This is a genomic window from Lysinibacillus sp. NPDC047702, from assembly GCF_050272555.1.
GTDB lineage: Bacteria > Bacillota > Bacilli > Bacillales_A > Planococcaceae > Lysinibacillus.
Window position 1 is genome coordinate 1 of sequence record NZ_JBNNMG010000034.1, and the last position, 22773, is coordinate 22773.

Here is a 22773-nt window from a genome sequence, read left to right on the forward strand (position 1 = left end):
GCCGCCAGCGTTCGTCCTGAGCCAGGATCAAACTCTCCATAAAAGAAATTTGATTAGCTCAAATTGTTTTGCTGGCATCAATTTTGATGTCCAAATTTTTTGCTTTGTTCACCAGCAGAAGCTAGCTACTAAAAACTTGATTGATTACGTTTTGCTTGTTCAGTTTTCAAGGTTCATTTTGTCGCCATTTCTCAACAGCAACTCTTACATCATACCGCGCTCACAACTATTTGTCAACAATTAAATTCAAATTTAATTTATTTGTTTTTCAACAGTTATCTTGGCGACTTCTATTACTATACCATAATATTTTTATTATGCAAGCTTTTTATAAGAAAAATATTAAAGCTGTTATTCCTAAGACGCCCGGTATACCTAGTATAGCAATAGTTAAGACAGAAAAAAGATTGATAGGTATATTATAGCCTACATACCCTATACTCAAATGAATAATAAACAATAGAAGAAAAGCGAAGGCAAATCTAAACCAAAAAACGGACATTCCTTCTAAAATCTTACCCATTTTAGCATGTCTAATTATTACATAAAGAAAAAGAAGCACTACAGGTACACCAAAACTCATAATTACTAACCACGACATCAGGTTTCCCCCTTAATGATATAATTATGAAAGTTTATGATTCCTGTTTTGCTTCTATGAGTTTAAAAGACTGTTATTTAATTAATACTCTTCGTATTCTAGCTTCTTTAAATAAATAGAAATGAATGCTCTCTGTTGCTTTTCGTTGAGCAATTAATTCTAAATCATAATCATCTAACAATTCTTCAATTAATTTTGCCTGCTGTAAATCTTCTTTTGTTCCTTTAATTAGACTCACAAGCCTGTCATCGAATTCTTTTTTTAACTTTCTCTTACTCCGGAAGAACATATTAATCCCTCACTCATAATTCTCGGCGACCTTCCATTGCCTTCGATAACGTAACTTCATCTGCGTATTCTAAATCTCCGCCTACCGGTAGTCCGTGGGCAATACGAGTTGTTCGAATACCAGAAGGTTTCACTAGACGGGAGATATACATGGCTGTTGCTTCACCTTCGATAGTTGAATTCGTAGCTAAGATTAACTCCTGAACTGTTTCATCCTGCAAACGAACTAACAATGAGGCAACATTAATATCCTCTGGACCAATACCATCCATTGGTGATATAGCCCCTTGTAGTACATGATACATCCCGTTGTAGTCACGCATTTTCTCCATCGCTATTACGTCTTTTGTATCTTGTACAACACAGATAATCGAATGATCTCGTTGCTTATCTGTACAAATGTGACATGGGTCAACATCAGTAATGTTGCCACATACAGAGCAATAACTTAAATTTCGTTTAGCATCAATAAGTGACTTAGAAAAGGATAAAACATCATCTTCTTTCATTGTTAACACAAAAAACGCCAGACGAGCCGCGGTTTTCGGCCCGATACCTGGCAATTTCATAAAACTATCTATTAGTTTTGATATTGGTTCTGGGTAGTACATTTATTTACCTCCTAGAATGGAAGGTTTATGCCTTGAGTAAATTTACCCATTGTTGCATTTGTTTTTTCGTCTACTTTTTTAAGTGCTTCATTTGTAGCAACAACGATTAAATCTTGAAGCATTTCGATATCATCAGGGTCTACTACTGAAGTATCAAGATTCACTTCTACAACCTCACGTTGGCCAGTAACAATTACTTTTACCATACCACCGCCAGCAACACCTTCAAATTGCTCTGCATTTAAGGCCTCTTGAGCTTCCATCATTTCCTTTTGCATTTTTTGCATTTTTTTCATCATACCTTGCATATTTCCCATTCCACGCATAAACATATTCCTCCTAAATGATTAATCGTCAACAATTTCTATAAAATCTTTACCAAACAACTTTTCCGCCTCTGTCACAAGTGGATCTTGTGAGGCAAGTGGTTGAGCATCATCGATAAACGGCTCATCAGGCATTTCTGCCGGTGGTGGCTCTAATAATTCCACCTCATGATCAGTCACTGTTTGAGATTTTTTCTGCTGTTGCAAACCGTGATCACGAATAAACTCTTCACGTAATTTTAACCAAGTTTCTTCAGGGGTACAAAGCATTTCATACGTTGTACCAGTTTGCCCTGCAATTAATTGTGTGAAGTGAGCTTTTAGAGACTGATTATCAGCAACCATTTGACAATGAATATCATACTTGAATTTTAACACAAAAGCACTCGAAGATGCCGCAACGGGTTCAGCTTCTGCTAAAAGAGCAGATTGCGACTTTTGCATTTGGTTTAACGCTTGTGCCCAGACTGATTTAATTCGGTGAACATCTTGTTTCGTGGCATCCTTTAGCACCTCTTGTATCCGCCCAGTTGGCGCTTTATAGCCATTTGGACTTTTAGCTCGTGGCCGTTGTTCTTTAGGTGCTTGCATCTGCTGCCCAGGAGCTCCAGCCTGTAATTGCGCTGACAATTGTTGTACCATTTGCTCAAGTGCTACTATCTTTTGAGCAAGTTCTGGGCTCAAAGCTGCTTCAACTGAAGTGGTTGTTTGACTAACTAGCCCACTCGAAAACTGTACCATTTTAAGTAGTGCTGTTTCTAAATAGATTTTTGTGTGGTGGGAGAATCGCATTTCTTGCTGTGTTTTCGCTAAAATATCTATGTAGCCATATAGCAAATCAGGTGCAAAATCATGCGCTAATGTAAATACTCGTTCTTCCGGCGAAACTAGCTCTAATAGTTCAGCCAAATCATCACTTGTTTGCAGCAATAATAAGTCACGGAAAAATGTAATCAAGTCCTCTGAAAGACGAAGTGGATCCTTGCCATCTGAGATAAGCTGTTCTAATAACGCAAGCATTTGAGCAACATCTTTTACTTTTAAGGCTTCTGCTAAGTCATAAAAAACTTCCTGACTGATTGAACCTGTTACAAGTAATGTATCCTCAAGCTTTAGCTCCTCCCCACTGAAAGAGACAACCTGATCTAATAAACTTAATGCATCACGCATACCACCAGCAGCAGATTGTGCAATAACCTTCAAACCTTGTTCCTCATACGGTAGTTCGATGTCCTCTAATACAACCTTCATTCGTTCGATAATATCGTTAGTTGAAAGTCGCTTGAAATCAAAGCGTTGGCAACGAGAGATAATGGTTGCAGGCAATTTATGAGGCTCTGTTGTCGCCAAAATAAAAACAGCATGTGGAGGTGGTTCTTCTAATGTTTTTAAAAGTGCATTGAAAGCACTTGTAGAAAGCATATGCACTTCATCGATAATATACACTTTATATCTGCTACTAGCAGGAGCAAATCGAACTTTCTCGATAATATCACGTATTTCTTCAACTCGAGAATTAGATGCTGCGTCAAATTCAATCACATCAGGGTGTGACCCATCTGTAATACTTAAACAAGTGGCACATTCGTTACACGGCTCGTTCGATGGTGCTCGCTCACAATTCAAAGCTTTTGCAAAAATCTTAGCTGTACTTGTTTTCCCGGTTCCTCTTGGCCCAGAAAACAAATAAGCATGTGTGGTTTTATTTGCTAGGAGAGCATTTTGTAGCGTTCTTTTGACATGTGCCTGACCAGACATTTCTCGAAATGATTGCGGTCTATACACACGATAAAATGCTTGATACGTCAATGATTTCCTCTCCTTTTCCTCATTTATATAGAATAGTTCTATTATAACATTTGTCTAATAATAGTGTTATCAATTCCAAAAAATTGAGACAATATACTTTGTCTCAAGTTCATTTCTATTATGTAAGATATATAAATATAAAAAAACGCATCCCGCCTAATGTAGACGGATGCGTTTGAATTGGCAATTTAATGCCGTGCACCTTTCTTTGACAGCCGCACATAAGCGTTACTCTTGTCGTTAGCTCAGATTAGGCAACCCCGCGGCACATGAATAAGACCACTTAATGCTGCTTCCTTCCGGACCTGACATGGTTCATGGGTATCCATTGCGCAGGACCCAATCGTCAACACTACGTGCAAAAGGCAGACCAAACAATACGGACAGCCTCGAAAAAGGAATTCAGTCTCGCTAGAGCGGATTGCGAGTTACAGGACACCGCTACCTTCCCACCTAGCACGGCAATAACTAGTATACTGACTGTTTTCATAAATTGCAACTTAATGCACATAATATTTATGTGGAAACATTTATCAACAATATAATTATAAAAATTTCTAAAATCAGTTGACGTGAAATACAAAATATGATAAATTAATTTTTGTCGATAAGACATCAGGTTAATATGGAGGTATACCCAAGTCTGGCTGAAGGGATCGGTCTTGAAAACCGACAGGCGGGTAACACCGCGCGGGGGTTCGAATCCCTCTACCTCCTCCAGTTTTTAAATTCCGACTACATCTGTAGCCGTTTTTTTTTGCCTAAATAATTGTACATAATACATGCAGATACCACTTCCACAAAGGTTGTGGTATTTTTTTATTGATAGGAGAAAATAAATTAAATATCTACATTTATATAATAAGGGAGGATTTATGTGCACCCAAAATATTTAATCTCTCGTGCTTCCCTCACTTGGATCTTGTTAATCGCTATATTAACTGCGATTGGTAGTGAAATTAAAATAATGCCATTTGCTAATACAACTTTTCGTTTTGGATTAGGAACTATTGTTTTCTTTCTTTGTACCCTTCTTAGGTCAACCCCTATTATATTAGCCGGTATCGTTACAAGCATTGTGACAACAGCTTTTCGAGTTTTCGTAACTTCTACTACTCCCAATGTAGCTTTAATGGATAGCATCTTTTTACATTTACCAGCTACAGCATTTTATTTACTTTTTGCGTTATGCCTACAAATTTTAAATATTCATCGCTATCGAGAAAAACCACTAATGCTTGGATTATTAGTTGCATTTAGTGAAGTAATAAGCAATTTAGCAGAACAATTATTTCGTTTTCTTGTTAATTCTTATACTTTTTTACTCGTTCATGATTTACTTATATTGTTAGCTGTTGCTTTATTACGTAGTTTCTTTGTAGTTGGTGTTTATAGCTCTATTTTAATTGCTGAACAAAAAAAACGCGTGCAAGAAATGCTTACTATTGGGTCAGATCTATATGTTGAAACTCTCTATTTAAAAAAATCTATGAATCATATTGAGACTATCACAGCTAGTGGGTTTGATTTATATCGACAGTTAAAATCGCAAGGCTATCGGACTGAAAGCTTACAGGCTTTGCATATTGCCCAGGAAATTCATGAAGTAAAAAAAGATTCGCAACGTATCTATGCAGGAATTTCTAAAATTGTAGGCGAAAAGAGCTTTGGTCCCTTTAGAATGTCAGAATTATTACATTATATTGAAGATGGTAACAGAAAGTACGGTGAACTACTGGGAAAAGAAATTCACTTTAAAGTAAGTTTGGATACTACTGACTTTCAAACAAAAGAACATATTGCATTGCTCGCACTATTGAATAATCTAACTGCAAATGCTATTGAAGCCATTGAAGATCAAGGTGTTATTTCTATTGCCATTCAACAGCAGCTGGATGATACTGTAATTACAGTATGTGATAACGGAAAAGGCATTTCACAAAATGATATCACTATTATTTTCGAACCTGGATACACCACAAAATACAATATGGACGGTGTCGCTGCAACTGGTATTGGACTTTCACATGTTGCTGAATTAGTAAATAAATTAAATGGCTTCATATCCGTTGAATCAAACAATCAAAACACAATGTTTAAAATTACAATTCCTACGCAAACTATTCAAACAGGAGAGACTTAAATGAGGTATTTTATTGTAGATGATGATCGTGCAAGTCGGGTCATGTTAAAAAAAATTATTGAAGATAGCGGGCTAGGCACCGTTATTGGTGAAGCCCGTAATGGTGAAGATGCTATCCCACAAATTTTAATGACACAGCCAGAGTTTGTGCTTATTGATTTACTGATGCCAAAGCTCGATGGAATCGCAACAGTCGAGCAACTTACTCAAAATCGCTTTGAGGGGCAATTTATCATGATTTCTCAGGTTGTCAATAAGGAAATGGTGGGTGAGGCCTATGAACAAGGGATTGAATTCTTTATTCATAAACCAATAAACCGTATTGAGGTTGAAAATGTTTTACGTAAAACAACAGAACAATTTCGCCTGAAAAATTCACTATTAGTAATTCGTCAATCGCTGACAAACATTGATTTAAGTGAGCAAATAAATCAAAAAGCCACTTCTCGTGATCATATTCAATCAATCTTAAACGATATGGGCATTGTTGGTGAGATTGGAAGTGAGGATATTATAGCTATCATCGAAACCTTACTTGCTCATCAACATAAGATAGCACCCCTACCTCCATTGAAAGAGCTATATGAGGAAATTGTAGCTGTTACAAAGACTACACCTGATGAAATTTTGAAAGAAAGTAAAGCGATTGAACAGCGTGTACGTCGTACAATATTAGCAGCCATGATTAACCTTGCCAATTTAGGTGTCGTTGATTACACAAACTCTGAATTTGAATATTATGCGCCTCGATACTTTGATTTTAAAGAAATTCGTCAGCTAATGACACAGATAGAAGATCATGAAAATCGTAAAGCAAAGGTAAATATCAAGAAGTTTATTCAGGTATTATATTCAGACATTTTAACAAAAGTAAATTAATTTTCTCGGATTTTGTCGGATTCCATAAGTCCTCCGTATTATTAAAGTAAGGCGAGTCCTAAAAATTTAATATCAGGGGGTACAAAGGGTTTGAAGAAGAAATTTAAAATCAGTTTAGCCACTCAAATTTTAATCGGTTTGATTTTAGGGATCATTGTTGGTGGTATCTTTTATGGAAACCCCAAAATTGAAACATATTTACAGCCTTTAGGGGATATCTTTTTACATCTAATTAAGATGATTGTTGTACCGATTATTATTTCTACTTTAATCGTTGGTGTTGCTGGTACCGGAGACATGAAGCAGCTTGGACGATTAGGCGGGAAATCAATTATTTATTTTGAAATTATTACAACTGTAGCAATTATAGTTGGTTTACTTTCTGCAAACTTGTTCCAACCAGGCGCTGGCCTAAATATGAATGAGCTTTCTCAAGGGGATATTTCAAAATACGTTACAACTACAGAAGAAGTACAGCATGAGGGACCTTTTGATATTATTGTAGGCATTGTCCCAACAAATATCATTCAGTCTATGGCTGAAGGTAATATGCTTGCCATTATCTTCTTCTCTGTTATTTTCGGCTTAGGGGTTGCCGCTATCGGTGACCGAGGAAAACCAGTCTTAGACTTCTTCCAAGGGGTAGCAGACGCTATGTTCTGGGTAACAAACCTCGTAATGAAATTCGCTCCATTTGGGGTATTTGGCTTAATTGGTGTAACCGTTTCCAAATATGGATTTGCTTCACTAATACCACTAGGTAAACTTGCAATACTTGTTTATGCTACAATGCTATTCTTTATCTTTGTCGTTCTTGGACTTGTGGCAAAATTTGCAGGTATCAACATCTTCTACTTAATCAAAGTGTTAAAAGATGAGCTAATCTTAGCGTTCTCAACTGCAAGCTCTGAGGCTGTTCTACCACGTATTATGATGAAAATGGAGAAATTAGGTGCTCCAAAGGATATCGTTTCCTTTGTTATTCCAACCGGTTATTCCTTTAACTTAGATGGTTCAACATTGTACCAAGCTATTGCTGCATTATTTATTGCTCAAATGTACGGTATTCATCTAAGCATTGGAGAACAAATTACGTTAATGCTTGTATTAATGGTTACATCAAAAGGAATCGCAGGTGTTCCGGGGGTGTCATTCGTAGTACTTCTAGCAACTTTAGGTACTGTCGGCATTCCGCTTGAAGGCTTGGCATTTATCGCAGGTATTGACCGTATCCTTGATATGGGACGTACAGTTGTTAACGTAATTGGTAACTCATTAGCGTCATTAGTAATGGCAAAATGGGAAGGCCGTTTCGATACAGAGAAAATGAAAAATTATTTTAAAGATAACGAAAACTTAGCGTAAAAAGTTAAAAAAATCCTCACGATGTATGGATGGCATCGTGAGGATTTTTTTAATTTGATCAATTATGCCTCGGCATAATTGCATCCGGAATCGGCTTTGTGCTTAGGCCTGCACGAGGGCCGACACGATGTCGGTCATTTCGGTAATGCCACAGGACGTGGCGTTTTTACCGATGCAGGTCAGTTAGCCGTTATCGCATGGATGCGATGATTTTAGGCTAACATCCTAAATTGAACTCCTTTCCGATTCCGTGACATCCGCCGGAGGCTTTAACTTTTTTCAGCTTCTGCTGAAAGAAGTTAAAACTTTATCTAAATAAGCAATGATTGATTCTTTACCATTTACATGTGCCTCATGTGCACGAGCTTCATCTTTTTCTAGCTTTGCCTCCGCTGCCATCACAATACGTTCTGCATCTTCCTGCGGCACGACAACAACTCCATCCACATCCCCAATAATATAATCTCCAGGATGAACAGTAACTCCTCCAATAGAGATGGGGATATTTACTTTACCGCCACCATTTTTATTACCAGCAGCTACCGTTGTCCCTAAAGAGAATACAGGGAAATCCAGCTCTCGAATGGCTGCGATATCTCGGATAACACCATCCACAACAAACCCTTGTACACCTATGCCCTTTGCTAAGGAAATCACAAAATCTCCAGCAACAGCTCGATTCGTATTGCCCTTCGCATCGATTACCAAAATATCACCTTCATTAGCAGCTCGAATAGCTTCTAATACCGCACCATTTTCACCATCTGGTAAACGCACAGTTACCACGCGCCCAGCCACTTTAAAGTGATCTGCTAAAGGCTTAATATCACTGCGTAAATTGGTGTGTCCGCCAGTTGCATCTGAAATAGCTGTTGTTGGTAAATGCTTAAAACTTATTTCCACCTTTGTCATACATAACACCCCTATTATGATTTATGAAAGACTTACATAATTATTGTAAATAAAAATCATCTACTATTTCAATATATCTCAGAAAATTATGGAAATAAAATATTTAAATATGGTACTGTTAGGAGAAAATAAAAGAAAAAGTGGGTACTATGGCTAATCAAAAATTATATGAACAACGCAATCAAATTATCGCAGCTTTTTTGGTAGCAGCTTTTATCGGTTTATTCAATGAAACAGCCCTCAATATGGCCTTTGCACAATTGATTGTTGACTTTAAAACCGATGCATCTACCATTCAATGGCTAACAACTGGTTATTTGTTGACCTTAGGTATTTTAGTACCGCTCTCTAGCATCCTTATGCAACGTTTTACAACGAGGCAATTATTTATTGTATCGTTGTTCTTTTCTATTATAGGTACCTGTGTTTCAGCTATCTCTCCAACCTTTGCACTGTTACTAGCTGGACGCATTATTCAAGCTGTTGGAACAGCTATTATTCTGCCGCTTATGATGCAGGTTGTACTCATGATTTACCCAATTAATCAACGTGGCGCTGCAATGGGGAAAATCGGATTAGTTATTATCTTTGCTCCAGCAATTGGACCAACTATTGCAGGCTTTGTCATGGAGCATTTCTCATGGCATTCTATCTTCTGGATGAGTCTTCCGTTTTTACTCATATCATTTGTGCTTGGTTTAAAATTTATTCAAAATGTTAGTGAAGTTAGGATGGTTAAATTTGATGGTGTTTCAATCGTCTTATCAACGATTGGCTTTGGAGGGATTGTTTACGGTTTTAGTATTTCTGGTAAGCTAGGTACTTTTATGACAATAGAGGTAATCTCCTCTCTCATGGTTGGAGCACTAGGAATCATTCTTTTTTGTTTGCGACAAGTTAAAATGGAACAACCTATGCTGAATTTAAAGGTATTCTCATTTCCGATGTACAATATTGGAATGCTCCTGGTTATTATCGTACATATGACCATTTTAGCAACAATGGTATTATTACCCATTTACTTACAAAACATTTTAATGCTAGCACCTATGATTGCTGGCCTTACACTACTTCCTGGTGGTGTCATAAATGCCTTTATGGCTGTTGCCTCAGGACATATTTTTGATCGCTTTGGACCTCGTATCATGGTTCCTGTTGGACTATTTTTAGAAATAATTGCATTACTTTTCTTACGAACAATTGATGCTGAAACTTCTGTTTATTTCATCGTAAGCTTCCATATCCTTATGTTTGTTGGCATCTCTCTTGCAAGTATGCCTGCGCAAACAAATGGATTAAATCAGCTACCCCGTCGACTTTATCCGGATGGTACGGCATTTATGAATACATTACAGCAGGTTGCAGGTGCAATCGGTACTGCTGTCTCGATAACGATCATGTCCATTAGTAAAACAAATTTCGTTTCCCAAAATGGAGCCTCTACTACAAATGAATTTGCAGGATCCATTATTGGTGTACAACACGCTTTAACCTTCTCACTTATACTGGCGATTCTCGCATTCGTTATATCATTCTTTATGAAACGTGTACAAGAGAATAAATAAAGCCAAAAATGCGCCATTCATTAGGAATGAACTCACCTTTCTATCAAATGGCGCTAACTATCATTAAACTATTTCGATAAAATGCTTTGATTGTTCGTCTAACGCCTCTGCTGCACTGGCGATTTCAGCAAAATCATTGGTTGTCACAGATATTTGTCCATTTGTTTTTTCAACTTTTTCAGCTATACGTGTAATACTTTCCGTTACTTGTCCTATTTCTCGCTCTATGCCCTCAATATTATCCTTTACTTCAGAGATAGATTGCTCAACTCTTATGGATAGCTTTCTCACCTCTTTTGCTACAACATCAAAACCTCTCCCATATTCTCCTGCCCTAGCTGCTTCAATAGCTGCGTTTAATGCCAGTAAATTTGTCTGAGAAGCAATTTCTTGAATAGTTTTCACAATGCCTTTAATAGATTCAGCTTGCTTTTGCAGCTGTGCAAGATTTATTACATTATCGGCAGACTCTTTTGATACTTCCCTAATAGTCTCTAGTAAACCTTCACTATTTTGAATACCAGCCTCTGAACGGCTATGAAGTTCTTTTGACATCTCCTTTAATGTCTCAGCTACACTTACGATCTCATTTTGACGGTCTGTAATATTAGTAGCAATTTTTGAAACACCAATCACCTTTCTAGAATTATTTGCAAAGACCGGCATATAGGTGGCTTCAAGCCAAACTCTATTTCCGTTCGCATCCAATCTTTCAATTTTATCTTGATAGCTATTACCAGCGGCTAAGTTCCGCCAAAATTTTTCGTACTCCACACTATTACTAAATTTAGGTAAACACAAATCTTTATGATCTTTTCCTATCATTTCTGCTACTGTATAGCCTAATGTTTTGGCAAAATGTGCATTTACAAAGGCTACTTTACGCTCCATATCAAAACGAACAATAGCAATATTTCGTTCAATTGCCTGCACCACTAAATCATCTGTTACTTGTGTATCGATTTTCTGCATAATCTACACCTCTTTATTCAATTTTATAAAAAAAGATTTATTTTAACTAAAAATTTAATTTTTTCCATTTTAGCTCCTCATTAATCTTTGCAGAAAAAACATGGGCAATCATTACCCATGTTTTAATAACTGTAATACTTCTTCTGATGTAGTAGCTACATGAATTAGTGACTTTTGTTCCGCACGAATAAATCCTTCTTCAAGCATTTTCTTAAAATGCTGTAAAAGTGCATCATAAAAACTATTTACATTATATAAAATTACTGGCTTTTCATGTAGTCCAATTTGTGCCCACGTAAAAACCTCAAAATACTCATCCATTGTGCCACCACCACCTGGTAGCGCTATAAAGGCATCTGCAAGCTCTACCATTTTTGCCTTGCGTACATGCATAGACTCAACAAAATGAATTTCTGTTAATGAAGCATGGGCTAATTCCCGCTTCTGTAAATGCGTTGGCATCACACCAATTACCTCTCCACCAGCGGTTAAAACAGCATCTGCCACCTTTCCCATCAACCCGCTTTTTGAACCACCATAGACTACACCATGACCATTTTGAGCCAACACTGCACCTAATTCTGCTGCCTTTTCCGCATAAACTGGGTTTTTGCCTAAACCAGAACCACAATACACCGCTATTCTTATAATAATCCCTCCTACTTAAAAGACGTGAAACAATAGCTATTTATATTGTCTCACGTCCTTTAATCATTTATTTTCTTTAATTGCTTATTTAGATATTTTTAGTTAAGGTTCTTGTAAATTTCTATTTGCGTAAATGGCTTGTTTGTTTTAGCATATGACTGATACGGCTCACAATTGATTCAATTGCTTCAGGATTTTTTAATAAATCATAATCATTAATATCTAAACGTAAAACTGGGCATGAATTAAAATTATTAATCCAGTTCTCATAACGTTCATGCATTTCAATCCAATAATCATTTGGTGTCTGCTGCTCCATTGCACGGCCACGCTCTTGAATACGTCCTATGACCGCATCAATTGGTCCCTCGAGATAAATTAGTAAATCTGGATGTGGGAAGTAAGGTGTCATTACCATTGCATCAAATAAATTTTTATAAGTCTCGTAATCTGTTGGACTCATTGTTCCTTTATCATAGTGCATTTTTGCAAAAATTCCTGTATCTTCGTAAATAGAACGATCCTGAATAAATCCACCGCCATATTCAAAAATACGCTTTTGCTCCTTAAAGCGTTCCGCTAAAAAATAGACCTGCAAATGGAAGCTCCATTTTTCAAAGTCCTCATAAAATTTATCCAAATATGGGTTAGTATCTACTTTTTCAAATGATGTACGGAAACTTAGTGCCTCTGCTAAAGCTTTTGTCATCGTTGATTTCCCTACACCTACAGTACCAGCAATAGTAATAACGGTCTGCGGAGGAATATCGTACTTCTCTCTTAAATTCATTGTTGCAAGCTCCTTTGTTGTAACGTATCCTTTATGATTTGCAAAACATAGTTTAAATCATCCGTGTTCTTAACAAAGTCAATCTGATCTCCATTAAATCGAATGACAGGGATTTCAGGGTGCATTTTCTCAAAATGCTCGATAAAAGAGTGATAATCTGCCACAAGTTGCTCCATATAATCCCATGCAATCATCTTTTCAAATTCACGTCCACGCATTGCAATACGCTTCATCAATGTTTCAACACTGGCATGTAAATAAACAACAACATTAGGTACAGGCATATCCTTCGTTAGTATTTTATAAATTTCTTCATACTTATCATACTCGGTTGGTGCCAATGTACGCTTTGCAAATATTAGATTTTTAAAAATATGATAGTCTGCTACTACAGGCTTTTGATGTGCTAAGCGAAATTTTTTAATATCCGATAATTGTTTATAGCGATTACATAAGAAAAACATTTCAGTTTGGAAGCTCCACTCCTCAATGTTTTCATAAAACTTATTTAGAAAAGGGTTTTCGTCTACTATTTCCTTTAATAGATGGTAATTTAATGTCGCTGCAATCTCTTTCGATAAAGAGGTTTTACCAACACCAATCGGACCTTCTACCGTAACAAATGGAACCGTCACCAGAAGCTCCTCCTTTATGTTCTATGGATTCTATTATCAATTCCCTCTTCGCCTGAGGATATTATATAAATCAGTGCTTTTCATTGTATCATAGTGCGAAAATGAAAGACAGAATCAAGCTAATCTCTCTATTAAATTTACATATTAAAAAACGACCCACCAAGGTAGGCCGTTATCGATCATTATAATTTAACACGCTGTAATCGAAGTGCGTTTAAAACAACTGAGACTGAACTAAAGGCCATTGCTGCCCCTGCTACCCAAGGAGCAAGTAAACCAATTGCAGCAATTGGTATACCTAATGTATTGTAAGCAAATGCCCAAAATAAGTTTTGTTTAATGTTGCGCATTGTTTTACGGCTCATAATGATGGCATCCGCGATACTGTTTAAATCACCACGAATCAGCGTAATATCTGCTGCTTCCATAGCTACGTCAGTGCCGGTACCGATTGCCATCCCAATATTAGCTGTAGCAAGTGCTGGTGCATCATTAATGCCATCGCCTACCATCGCCACTTTCTTGCCTGTAGCTTGCAGTTTTTTTACTTCATCTGCTTTCCCTTCTGGTAGAACCTCAGCAATAACATGATTCACCCCAACTTCTGCTCCGATAGCTTGGGCTGTACGTTCATTATCACCAGTCATCATAATAACTGTAATACCCATATCTTGTAGACGACGAATCGCCTCCTTAGAAGTTTCTTTAACAGTATCTGCTACTGCTACTAGACCAGCATATTGACCGTTGATAGCAGCTAACATCGCTGTTTTACCGTTTTCCTCTAACTGCTCCATTTTCAGTAGAATGTCATCAATAGGAATACCATATTGTTGCATCAACTTACGTGTACCGATAACGACTCCTTGACCAGACACTGTCGCTTGCACACCATAACCTGGTATCGCTTCAAAGAATTGAACATCACCTAGCTGAATACCACGATCTGTAATGCCTTGAACAATTGCTTCTGCTAATGGATGCTCTGATTGCTTCTCCGCTGCACCTATTAACGATAAAAATTGTGCTTCGCCTTGCTCTGCCGCTAGTATAACATCAGTTAATACAGGTTTTCCGTGTGTTACTGTACCTGTTTTATCTACAACAACCGTATCGATACTTTGCGTCTGCTCTAAATGCTCGCCACCTTTAAATAAAATCCCAAACTCTGCTGCACGACCAGAGCCTGCCATAATAGATGTTGGTGTTGCTAATCCGAGCGCGCATGGACATGCAATGACAAGAACTGCGATTAATACTTCTAATGCAGGCGTAAACTCACCCGGTTGTACCCAAAGAATCCAAACTAAAAACGTAATAATTGCAATTCCAACAACAATTGGTACAAATATGCCGGAAATATGATCTGCTAAACGCTGGATTGGAGCCTTTGAGCCTTGTGCATCTTCTACCACTTTAATAATCTGTGCTAAAGCTGTATCTCGGCCTACTTTTGTTGCTGTCATTTTAATAAAGCCATTTTTATTTATTGTTGATCCAAATAATACATCACCTTGCTTTTTATCAACAGGAAGACTTTCCCCTGTCAGCATTGACTCATCAACAGCGGTTGTTCCTTCTAAAACTTCACCATCAACTGGAATTTTTTCACCTGGTTTTACTAAAATAATATCACCAATAGCTACTTCTGCTAATGGTACTTCTTTCTCAACACCATCTCGAACAATGACTGCCGTTTTTGCTTGAAGGCCCATTAATTTTTTGATTGCTTCAGATGAACGACCTTTCGCTTTTGCTTCAAATAATTTTCCTAATAGAATTAAAGTAATTAACACCGCGCTTGTTTCAAAATAAAGGTGCGGGCCATGATGTGAACCAGCTGTAACAATTGCTTGATAGACACTATAAAAGTAGGCTGCTGATGTACCCATTACTACTAGTACATCCATATTGGCACTACCATTTCGCAAGGCTTTGTAGGCACCCATATAAAATTGTTTCCCTATTATAAATTGAACGGGCGTAGCTAATAACATTTGTACCCATGGATTCATTAGTATATCTGGAACATATAAAAACGAAGTAAATGAAAAATGACCAACCATCGTCCAGAGCAATGGTAGTGAAAGAATAGCTGATAAAATAAATTTATGCTGCTGTTGTTTGATGGCCTTTTGACGATGGTCTACGGCTTCTTGTTCTTCAGCTTTTTGATGGGCCTCATAACCTAATTTTTCAACCTTTGCAATGATATCTGCAATGGACACTTCAGATGGGTTAAATTCAATTGTTGCCTTCTCAAGCGCTAAGTTTACATTTGCGGATGAGACACCTACTAGCTTATTTAATCCTTTTTCTATACGCGTAGCACAGGCTGCACAGGTCATGCCCGTAATGTCAAATTCAGTTTTCTGTTTAACAACGCCATAACCAAGTGCCTCTATTTTCTTTTCAAAATCTACTTCACTTAGTTTGGATGAATCGTACTTAATCGTTGATTTTTCAAGCGCTAAATTAACAGTGGCCTGTTCAACACCATCCATTTTATTTAATCCTTTTTCTATACGAGTGGCGCAGGCTGCACAGGTCATACCCGTTATTTGCAGGTTGGCCTCTTTTACTTCTGTACTCATTTCTTTCACCTCTCCTTATACCAATAGGGGGTATATATCACTTAAAATAATAGAGTGCTACTTGAGCACCCTACATATTTTATTTTACATCATAGCCTTGGTCATCAATTGTTTCTTTAATTTGATCTAAAGATACTTTTGCTTCGTCAAATGCAACATCTACTAAGCCTTCTGTTAGGTTCACTTTCACTTGGTCAACACCAGTTAATGTTCCCACACTTTTTTCAACTGCATTTACACAGTGTCCACATGACATTCCTTGTACATTTAAAGTTACATTTTGCATAAAATATCTCTCCTCTTTGTTTATATTAAATAGGGGTATATATTTACAAATATTATTTTTTCATTAGCTTTTGAATGGTCACTACTAATTCATCCAATACTGCTTCATCACCCTCAGATAGGCGGTCCACAACACAACCCTTTAAATGACCTTCCAATAATATTTTTGCTACACTATTTAAAGCAGACTGTGTGGCAGATAACTGCGTAATAATATCATCACAATAAACATCTTTTTCGATCATTCCCTTAATACCACGAATCTGACCCTCTATGCGATTTAAACGAGTCGTTAAATCCTTTTTTACACGTTCAGGATGATGGCTTTTTCGACAAGATGTAGTTTCCTCCGTATGACAAGTAACCTCTTTCGTTATGTCTTCCATTCCATACACCTCCTATTTCACTTTCATCATACTATACCTACGAAGGGTATGTAAAGTAAAAAATTTTATTAATGTTGATGATCATGATGAGACGATTCTGCTTTTAATTGGCATAAAATTGAATTGTCATGCTGATGTGCTGCAGTCTCTAATTGAATTGTTACATGCTTAATGCCCTTATGCTCAAGATTATGTTCAATTTCTCGTAATATATTCTCACTATCCGTAATTTTCAACTGATCATCAACCACCGCGTGACATGAAAGTGCATTCGTTCCACTTGTTATTGTCCAAACGTGTAGATCATGTAAACTATGAACACCTTTTGTTTGCTCAATTGTTTGAATAATTTCTTGAATATCGACGTTTGAAGGAGTTCCCTCCATTAAAACATGGACTGCCGCCTTCGTTACATAGTAGCCACTTCTTAATACCAGTAATGCGACAATTACACTTGCCAGCGGATCAGCCCAGCCCCAACCAAAAAACATAATTAGTAGAGCAGCAACAATGGCTCCTACAGATCCCAGCATATCACTTAGTACATGTAAAAATGCACCTCGCATATTTAAATTATCCTTTGTGTCACTGCCCCTCATCATTATCCAAGCCACCAAAATATTAATAAGAAGACCAATCGTACTAATAATGAGCATACCTTTAGTTGCCACTTCTGGTGGATTTGCAAAGCGCTCTATTGCCTCATAGAAAATAAATAATGCTATTAAGAGTAATGTCACACCATTTAGCACCGCAGCTAAAATTTCAAATCGTTTGTAACCATATGTTTTACTGTAATTTGCTGCCTTCTCTCCAAACATAAATGCAAGTAATGCTATTGCTAAAGAAATTGAGTCACTTAACATATGTCCTGCATCTGATAAAAGAGCCAAACTATTTGTTAAAAAGCCACCAATTGCTTCAACCACCATATATCCTGTAATTATAATAAATGATAATATTAACACTTTTTTATTAGCGCCATGTGTATGATCATGGCCGTGATCATGATTATGTCCCATGTTTTTTCCCCTCCGTTATATTTAATTATGTGCAGCATGTTCAATCGCTTGCTTCAGTAAATTCATAATGTGGTCATCATCCTTCGAATAGTATAATGTTGTGCCCTCTCTTCGAAATTTCACTAAACGTAAATTTTTTAAAAAACGTAATTGATGCGAAACGGTTGATTGGCCTAAATCTAAGATTTCCGCGATGTCATTGACGGAATGTTCATCTGTACACAATAAATTTAGTATACGAATTCTTGTAGGATCACTTAATGCCTTAAAGGTTTGCGATACAACAAATAGTGTCTCCTCGTCTAAATGCTGATCGTTGTTTAATTGAGCCTCTGTTAATTTTTCATCCATTTAGTTTATCCCCAATCTTTTATATTTGTATATGAGCATGTGTTCATATACAAATATAAATTGTACTTTTAGGAATGTCAACATTTAAAGTAGCATTTACCAATTAAGCAGGATACACTACTTTTAAGGAGAGATATTTAGTGAATATTTTCGAAACAGATCGTTTATTTATGAAACAGGCATTAAAAGAAGCACAGAAAGCCGCCGCACTTGGAGAAGTACCTATCGGGGCTATACTTGTTTACAATGGAGAAATTATTGCAAGAGCCCATAATTTACGAGAAACAACACAAAATGCAACCACACACGCTGAGCTGGAGGTTATACAGGAGGCTTGTGAAAAAATTGGTAGCTGGCGTTTAGAAAATACAACACTTTATGTAACGCTTGAACCTTGCCCTATGTGCGCAGGTGCTATTTTACAGTCTCGTGTGCCTCGTGTTGTATATGGTGCACGAGATCTAAAGGCTGGCTGTGTTGATTCCCTCTATCATCTGTTAAATGATGCACGCTTTAATCATGAATGTGAAGTAACTGAAGGTATATTAGCCGAGGAATGCGGACAAATATTAACTGATTTTTTCAGAGCTTTACGTGAAAGGAAAAAGGCAGAGAAAGAGGCTCGTAAATTAGCTGAACAACAATAAATAAAAAAGCCAAACAACCGAAGTAGCAATATGTCCCTGTGTGAAAGCAAGGGGACAGTGGCAGAAGGATGTTTGGCTTTTTTTGTTATAGTAATCAATATATAAGTTCTAATCATTCGGCTGCTTCATATTGTACCCTACTTCAAAAAAGATCAATATTTAACCATAAAATCTTTATAGGTATCCAAACCATTTTACATTGCTCCAATACATAATCGTAATTCAGTAATATTCACAGTTTACCAGCAACTAATTAGCCCTCGAGAATCAGTTTGAACTCTCTTCCTTTTTGGACATATGTGTCAATCGATAATTGAATTAGCTCAAAGTCTTTATCTTGTAAGGAGCGAATAACCTTACCTGGTGATCCAACAACTAATGAACGTGGAGGAATCTTTGTACCTTGTGTAATAAGCGTATTTGCGCCAATAATACATTCCTCTCCAATTTCAGCATAATCTAAAATAACCGACCCCATGCCGACAATTGTACGACGACCTATTTTACAGCCATGTAAGACCACCTGGTGACCAACTGTTACTTCGTCTTCTACAATAACAGGCGCCCCTTCAAATAAATGAATTGTTACATTATCCTGAATACTACAGCGTTTTCCAATGCTGATCGTATCTTCATCTCCTCGTAATACTGCATTAAACCAAATTGAAGATTCTTCATCTATTGATACATCCCCAATGATATATGTTCCTGGAGCTTGAAATACAGATTCGTGTACAACTGGTTTTTTAGTGGCGTATGTAATCTCCATAAAATTCACCCTTCCATTTGTCTGATTATTTTGTTAAATTTAATATAACACATTTTAAACGGGAGGTGTACTTATTGAATCAATTATGTTCGATTTTAAAGATTCAATACCCAATTATACAAGGAGGAATGGGAAATATCAGCAGCCCTGAACTCGTAGCTTCTGTGTCAAATGCAGGAGGATTAGGAACAATCGGCTGTGGGACAATGACACCGGCAGAAGTAGAGAAGCGCATAGAAGCTACAAAACAACTGACGGAAAAACCATTTGCTATTAATATCCCAATTAATGTTAATCCTTATGCAAAAGAATTATTACAAATGGCTATAACACTTAAAGTACCGGTCGTTTCTTTATCAGCAGGAAACCCCGAACCATTTATCAAGAAGCTACATGCCCATAATATTTGTGTAATGGTGGTTATAGCAGCCGTCAAACACGCTATCAAGGCCGAACAAGGCGGTGCTGATGTGCTTGTTGTAGAAGGATTTGAAGCGGCAGGGATTAATTCAAATTTAGAGCTGACAACATTTACTCTGATTCCACAAGTTGTTGATGCGGTTTCGATTCCCGTTGTGGCAGCAGGTGGTATTGGTGATGGGCGAGGATTGGCAGCTTCATTCATGCTTGGGGCAGCGGGTGTACAAATGGGAACACGTTTTATTGCTACACAGGAAATGCCTGTACATAAGACCTATAAACAAAGGCTACTGGATGCAACCGATGTAGAAACGGCTATTCTTGGCAGATCAGTTGGGCAAATACGTCGTGTATTAAAATCACCTTACACAGCTGAACTTCTGTCAGATGAAGGAATAGGCATAACGCTTGCTGATTATCAAGAACGTACATCTGAAACGTATCATATCAAAGGAGCCATTGAAGGAAACGAAAAGGGTGGTTTTATGAATAGTGGACAAATTGCAGGGATGATCCAAGACTTACCGACTGTTTCCACGCTTATCAACAATATGATGACCGATGCACAGAAATGTTTAAATCGCGCATTGCTTACTAATTTTCAGTCTCAATAAAAGGAAGGACATAAGCTACCATGATTGACTTAAAACAAGTTATTAACGGGGCAGTTGAACCACCCGCATGTGATCAAACGTTATGTATTAAATTAATCTCGGCTATTGCTGGAGATGCTATTTGCTCATGGGAGATTAACGAAAATTTTTTAAACGGTCATCAAATAGTAATGGGTGGATATATAGCTTCTGCGGCTGACATTACGATGGCATATTCGATGGCTTCTGTACTAGAAGAAAATCAAGTATTTTCAACCATTAATTTACAAACAACATTTTTACGACCTCTTCACGTAGGTATTGCCACTGTTGATTCAAGGATCATAAAAAAAGGACGGAAAACTTGTTATGTGGAGGCGATAGTTTCACAAAATGAAAAATATGTCGCTAAAGTAACGTCTTCTATAATGATTCTTTAAAATTAAAAGAGCTCCCCTTATATTGGATGAGCTCTTTTGTGTTTTTAATTATCAGCGTGGAAAATCTCCTCAAAGAAACGATAGGATGGCTCTTCCAGTAATTTATAGTATTGTTGAAACAATAATGCTGCGTGATTTCCACTCCACATAGGAGGTAATAATTCTTGTGGAAGACCTGGATCGATAAATAGAAATTTACGATATTCATGAACAAGATTTGTACGCTCTACAAAACATTCAGCATCTGACATTTCTTCTTTAGAGATGGCACTTTGATGCACGATATATTGCTTGCTATATTGATTCATAAATTCCTCATATCGCGCTTCAATTTCTGTCAATGACCAGCTTTTTTCAATAAGTGCTTCATGATTATGCGGCCCAATATATTCGGCTGAAAAGAAATCTACGTAATCAGCAATATCATATTTTTGAATAAGCAATTTAACTTCTTCTTCTAAGTTGTTGGGCGATATCCAGCAGCCATTTGAAAAAGAACCAAATCCGCTCCATAAGAGTTCTTTACGTAATTCGTCTCGAATCTGACGTTTGTCTTCTGGAATAGTATACATCAGAAGTCGCCATTTTTGGTCCCATTTGTTGGGTTTCAGTTTAAAAATACGATTGGCCGCTTCTTCCATTCGTTTTTTACCTCGTTTTGTTAAAAAATAATAACTACGGTTCCCTTGTTTTTCAGATTGTAACCACCCTTGTTTGACCATTCTAGATACGGATACACGTACATTTTGCTCTGTATGACCAAATTCCTTCAATAAACGAATTAAGCTACCAATCCAAATTTTAGAACCGTAGCGCATAATATAATCACCATAGAGTGTAAAAATCATTGACTGTGTATTAGCGCCCATCTTATCCCCCAACTTTCTTACTTATTTCCCTTGAAATACAGGTTGACGTTTTTCACTGAATGCCTGCAATGCTTCAAGGCGATCCTCTGTCGGAATGACTAACTCATACGCCTTTGATTCGATGGCAAGACCTGTTTGTAAATCTGTGTTCATTCCTTGTGAAATGGCGTATTTTGCTTGACGAACGGCTACTGGACCATTTTGCATAATACGTGCTGCAAGTGCCTCACATTCAGATAATAACAATTCACGTGGCACCGTTTTTAAAATGATACCTAGCTGTACAGCTTCTATAGCTGTAATTTTTGCCGCTGTTAAAATCATTTCTTTTGCCTTCATTTCACCAACTAGTCGCGGCAGTCGTTGTGTTCCACCTGCGCCAGGAATAATTGCCCAACTCGTTTCAGTTAAACCAAGCAATGCCTCTTCAACAGCAATCGCAAAATCACAGGCTAATAACCATTCAAAGCCACCACCTAGTGCATGTCCATTAACCGCTGCAATAGTGGGTTGTGGTAAACCTGCGATACTATTAAACACGTCTCGAATCGCTCGTACATTCCGACGTACTTCCTGTGGTGTTAATGTTTTTCGCTCTTTTAAATCTGCACCTGCACTAAATGCCTTCTCACCCGCACCTGTAAAGATGACGGTATGGACGTTATCAGCTATATGTATCTCATCAACAACTTGTTGTAATTGAGATAACGTTGTATAATTGAAACAATTTAACGTCTCTGGTCGATTTATTGTTATATAAGCAATATAATTGTTTATTTTAAATGAAATTGTATTCATATGCAAACCCCTCTTTTTTTAATCCTATTTTAGTAAAAACCGGCACATTGAATGT

General features: G+C 37.2%; 25 protein-coding genes, 1 tRNA gene and 1 other RNA gene. 8 read left to right on the forward strand and 19 right to left on the reverse strand.

Annotation, left to right across the window (positions count from 1 at the left end; all coding sequences use genetic code 11):
• Window positions 1-328: 328 nt before the first annotated feature.
• From ACQKIM_RS16085 to ffs, 6 genes are all read right to left on the reverse strand, one after another.
• Window positions 329-601 carry a pro-sigmaK processing inhibitor BofA family protein gene (locus ACQKIM_RS16085; protein ID WP_427545654.1) on the reverse strand — a complete coding sequence of 91 codons (273 nt, stop codon included), beginning with the start codon at window positions 599-601 and terminating at the stop codon, window positions 329-331.
• A gap of 73 nt (window positions 602-674) precedes the next feature.
• Window positions 675-890, reverse strand: a complete 216-nt coding sequence (locus tag ACQKIM_RS16090) for a YaaL family protein (RefSeq protein WP_427545656.1) — start codon at window positions 888-890, stop codon at window positions 675-677.
• A gap of 13 nt (window positions 891-903) precedes the next feature.
• Window positions 904-1500 carry a recombination mediator RecR gene (gene recR, locus ACQKIM_RS16095; RefSeq protein ID WP_427545658.1) on the reverse strand — a complete coding sequence of 199 codons (597 nt, stop codon included), beginning with the start codon at window positions 1498-1500 and terminating at the stop codon, window positions 904-906.
• An 11-nt stretch (window positions 1501-1511) separates the two neighbouring features.
• Window positions 1512-1826: a YbaB/EbfC family nucleoid-associated protein gene (locus ACQKIM_RS16100; protein ID WP_427545660.1), complete on the reverse strand. Its 315-nt coding sequence runs from the start codon at window positions 1824-1826 to the stop codon at window positions 1512-1514.
• Window positions 1827-1847: 21 nt separating this feature from the next.
• Window positions 1848-3635: a DNA polymerase III subunit gamma/tau gene (dnaX, locus tag ACQKIM_RS16105; RefSeq protein ID WP_427545662.1), complete on the reverse strand. Its 1788-nt coding sequence runs from the start codon at window positions 3633-3635 to the stop codon at window positions 1848-1850.
• A 194-nt stretch (window positions 3636-3829) separates the two neighbouring features.
• Window positions 3830-4097: signal recognition particle sRNA large type (gene ffs, locus ACQKIM_RS16110), an RNA gene on the reverse strand.
• 165 nt (window positions 4098-4262) lie between these two features.
• Between ffs and ACQKIM_RS16115 the strand changes: the two genes are divergently transcribed.
• From ACQKIM_RS16115 to ACQKIM_RS16130, 4 genes are all read left to right on the forward strand, one after another.
• Window positions 4263-4355: transfer RNA gene (locus tag ACQKIM_RS16115), tRNA-Ser, on the forward strand.
• 157 nt (window positions 4356-4512) lie between these two features.
• The gene (locus ACQKIM_RS16120; RefSeq protein ID WP_427545664.1) at window positions 4513-5778 is read left to right on the forward strand and encodes an ATP-binding protein; all 1266 of its coding nucleotides are present in this window, start codon (window positions 4513-4515) and stop codon (window positions 5776-5778) included.
• Window positions 5779-6657, forward strand: coding sequence for a response regulator (locus ACQKIM_RS16125; RefSeq protein ID WP_427545666.1), 879 nt, complete (start codon window positions 5779-5781; stop codon window positions 6655-6657).
• A gap of 90 nt (window positions 6658-6747) precedes the next feature.
• Window positions 6748-8022, forward strand: coding sequence for a cation:dicarboxylate symporter family transporter (locus tag ACQKIM_RS16130; protein WP_427545668.1), 1275 nt, complete (start codon window positions 6748-6750; stop codon window positions 8020-8022).
• Between the two features lie 279 nt (window positions 8023-8301).
• Here ACQKIM_RS16130 and ACQKIM_RS16135 read toward each other — a convergent pair whose 3' ends face one another.
• Window positions 8302-8934 (reverse strand): RraA family protein, encoded by a 633-nt coding sequence (locus ACQKIM_RS16135; protein WP_427545670.1) that lies wholly within the window; start codon window positions 8932-8934, stop codon window positions 8302-8304.
• A 149-nt stretch (window positions 8935-9083) separates the two neighbouring features.
• On the opposite strand from ACQKIM_RS16135, the gene ACQKIM_RS16140 reads away from it, so the two are divergent.
• Complete coding sequence (locus ACQKIM_RS16140) at window positions 9084-10499, forward strand: DHA2 family efflux MFS transporter permease subunit (RefSeq protein ID WP_427545672.1); 1416 nt, start codon at window positions 9084-9086, stop codon at window positions 10497-10499.
• Window positions 10500-10562: 63 nt separating this feature from the next.
• Here ACQKIM_RS16140 and ACQKIM_RS16145 read toward each other — a convergent pair whose 3' ends face one another.
• From ACQKIM_RS16145 to ACQKIM_RS16185, 9 genes are all read right to left on the reverse strand, one after another.
• The gene (locus ACQKIM_RS16145) at window positions 10563-11471 is read right to left on the reverse strand and encodes a methyl-accepting chemotaxis protein (protein ID WP_427545674.1); all 909 of its coding nucleotides are present in this window, start codon (window positions 11469-11471) and stop codon (window positions 10563-10565) included.
• Between the two features lie 111 nt (window positions 11472-11582).
• On the reverse strand, window positions 11583-12107 hold the full coding sequence (locus ACQKIM_RS16150) for a TIGR00730 family Rossman fold protein (RefSeq protein WP_427545676.1): 525 nt from the start codon (window positions 12105-12107) through the stop codon (window positions 11583-11585).
• Between the two features lie 133 nt (window positions 12108-12240).
• Window positions 12241-12909 carry a deoxynucleoside kinase gene (locus ACQKIM_RS16155; RefSeq protein WP_427545678.1) on the reverse strand — a complete coding sequence of 223 codons (669 nt, stop codon included), beginning with the start codon at window positions 12907-12909 and terminating at the stop codon, window positions 12241-12243.
• Complete coding sequence (locus tag ACQKIM_RS16160; protein ID WP_427545680.1) at window positions 12906-13544, reverse strand: deoxynucleoside kinase; 639 nt, start codon at window positions 13542-13544, stop codon at window positions 12906-12908. Before ACQKIM_RS16160 ends, ACQKIM_RS16155 begins: the two co-directional genes overlap by 4 nt.
• A 182-nt stretch (window positions 13545-13726) precedes the next feature.
• On the reverse strand, window positions 13727-16138 hold the full coding sequence (locus ACQKIM_RS16165; protein ID WP_427545682.1) for a heavy metal translocating P-type ATPase: 2412 nt from the start codon (window positions 16136-16138) through the stop codon (window positions 13727-13729).
• 79 nt (window positions 16139-16217) lie between these two features.
• Complete coding sequence (copZ, locus tag ACQKIM_RS16170) at window positions 16218-16424, reverse strand: copper chaperone CopZ (RefSeq protein ID WP_427545684.1); 207 nt, start codon at window positions 16422-16424, stop codon at window positions 16218-16220.
• A 52-nt stretch (window positions 16425-16476) separates the two neighbouring features.
• Window positions 16477-16809, reverse strand: coding sequence for a metal-sensitive transcriptional regulator (locus ACQKIM_RS16175; protein ID WP_427545686.1), 333 nt, complete (start codon window positions 16807-16809; stop codon window positions 16477-16479).
• Between the two features lie 68 nt (window positions 16810-16877).
• A complete protein-coding gene (locus ACQKIM_RS16180) occupies window positions 16878-17831 on the reverse strand; it encodes a cation diffusion facilitator family transporter (RefSeq protein ID WP_427545688.1) in 954 nt (317 codons plus the stop codon).
• Between the two features lie 21 nt (window positions 17832-17852).
• The gene (locus ACQKIM_RS16185) at window positions 17853-18182 is read right to left on the reverse strand and encodes an ArsR/SmtB family transcription factor (protein WP_427545690.1); all 330 of its coding nucleotides are present in this window, start codon (window positions 18180-18182) and stop codon (window positions 17853-17855) included.
• A gap of 140 nt (window positions 18183-18322) precedes the next feature.
• On the opposite strand from ACQKIM_RS16185, the gene tadA reads away from it, so the two are divergent.
• Window positions 18323-18829: a tRNA adenosine(34) deaminase TadA gene (tadA, locus tag ACQKIM_RS16190; RefSeq protein ID WP_427545692.1), complete on the forward strand. Its 507-nt coding sequence runs from the start codon at window positions 18323-18325 to the stop codon at window positions 18827-18829.
• Between the two features lie 253 nt (window positions 18830-19082).
• Here the strand turns inward: tadA and ACQKIM_RS16195 are convergent, their stop codons facing one another.
• Window positions 19083-19598, reverse strand: a complete 516-nt coding sequence (locus ACQKIM_RS16195) for a gamma carbonic anhydrase family protein (protein ID WP_427545694.1) — start codon at window positions 19596-19598, stop codon at window positions 19083-19085.
• Between the two features lie 74 nt (window positions 19599-19672).
• Here ACQKIM_RS16195 and ACQKIM_RS16200 point away from each other — a divergent pair, with 74 nt between their 5' ends.
• Window positions 19673-20632: an NAD(P)H-dependent flavin oxidoreductase gene (locus ACQKIM_RS16200; RefSeq protein ID WP_427545696.1), complete on the forward strand. Its 960-nt coding sequence runs from the start codon at window positions 19673-19675 to the stop codon at window positions 20630-20632.
• A 20-nt stretch (window positions 20633-20652) separates the two neighbouring features.
• Window positions 20653-21051, forward strand: coding sequence for a PaaI family thioesterase (locus ACQKIM_RS16205; RefSeq protein WP_427545698.1), 399 nt, complete (start codon window positions 20653-20655; stop codon window positions 21049-21051).
• Between the two features lie 44 nt (window positions 21052-21095).
• On the opposite strand, the gene paaX is transcribed toward ACQKIM_RS16205, so the two are convergent.
• Together paaX and ACQKIM_RS16215 are read right to left on the reverse strand one after the other, a co-directional pair.
• Window positions 21096-21920, reverse strand: a complete 825-nt coding sequence (gene paaX / locus ACQKIM_RS16210; protein ID WP_427545700.1) for a phenylacetic acid degradation operon negative regulatory protein PaaX — start codon at window positions 21918-21920, stop codon at window positions 21096-21098.
• A gap of 21 nt (window positions 21921-21941) precedes the next feature.
• Window positions 21942-22718 (reverse strand): enoyl-CoA hydratase-related protein, encoded by a 777-nt coding sequence (locus ACQKIM_RS16215; RefSeq protein WP_427545702.1) that lies wholly within the window; start codon window positions 22716-22718, stop codon window positions 21942-21944.
• Window positions 22719-22773: the final 55 nt, after the last annotated feature.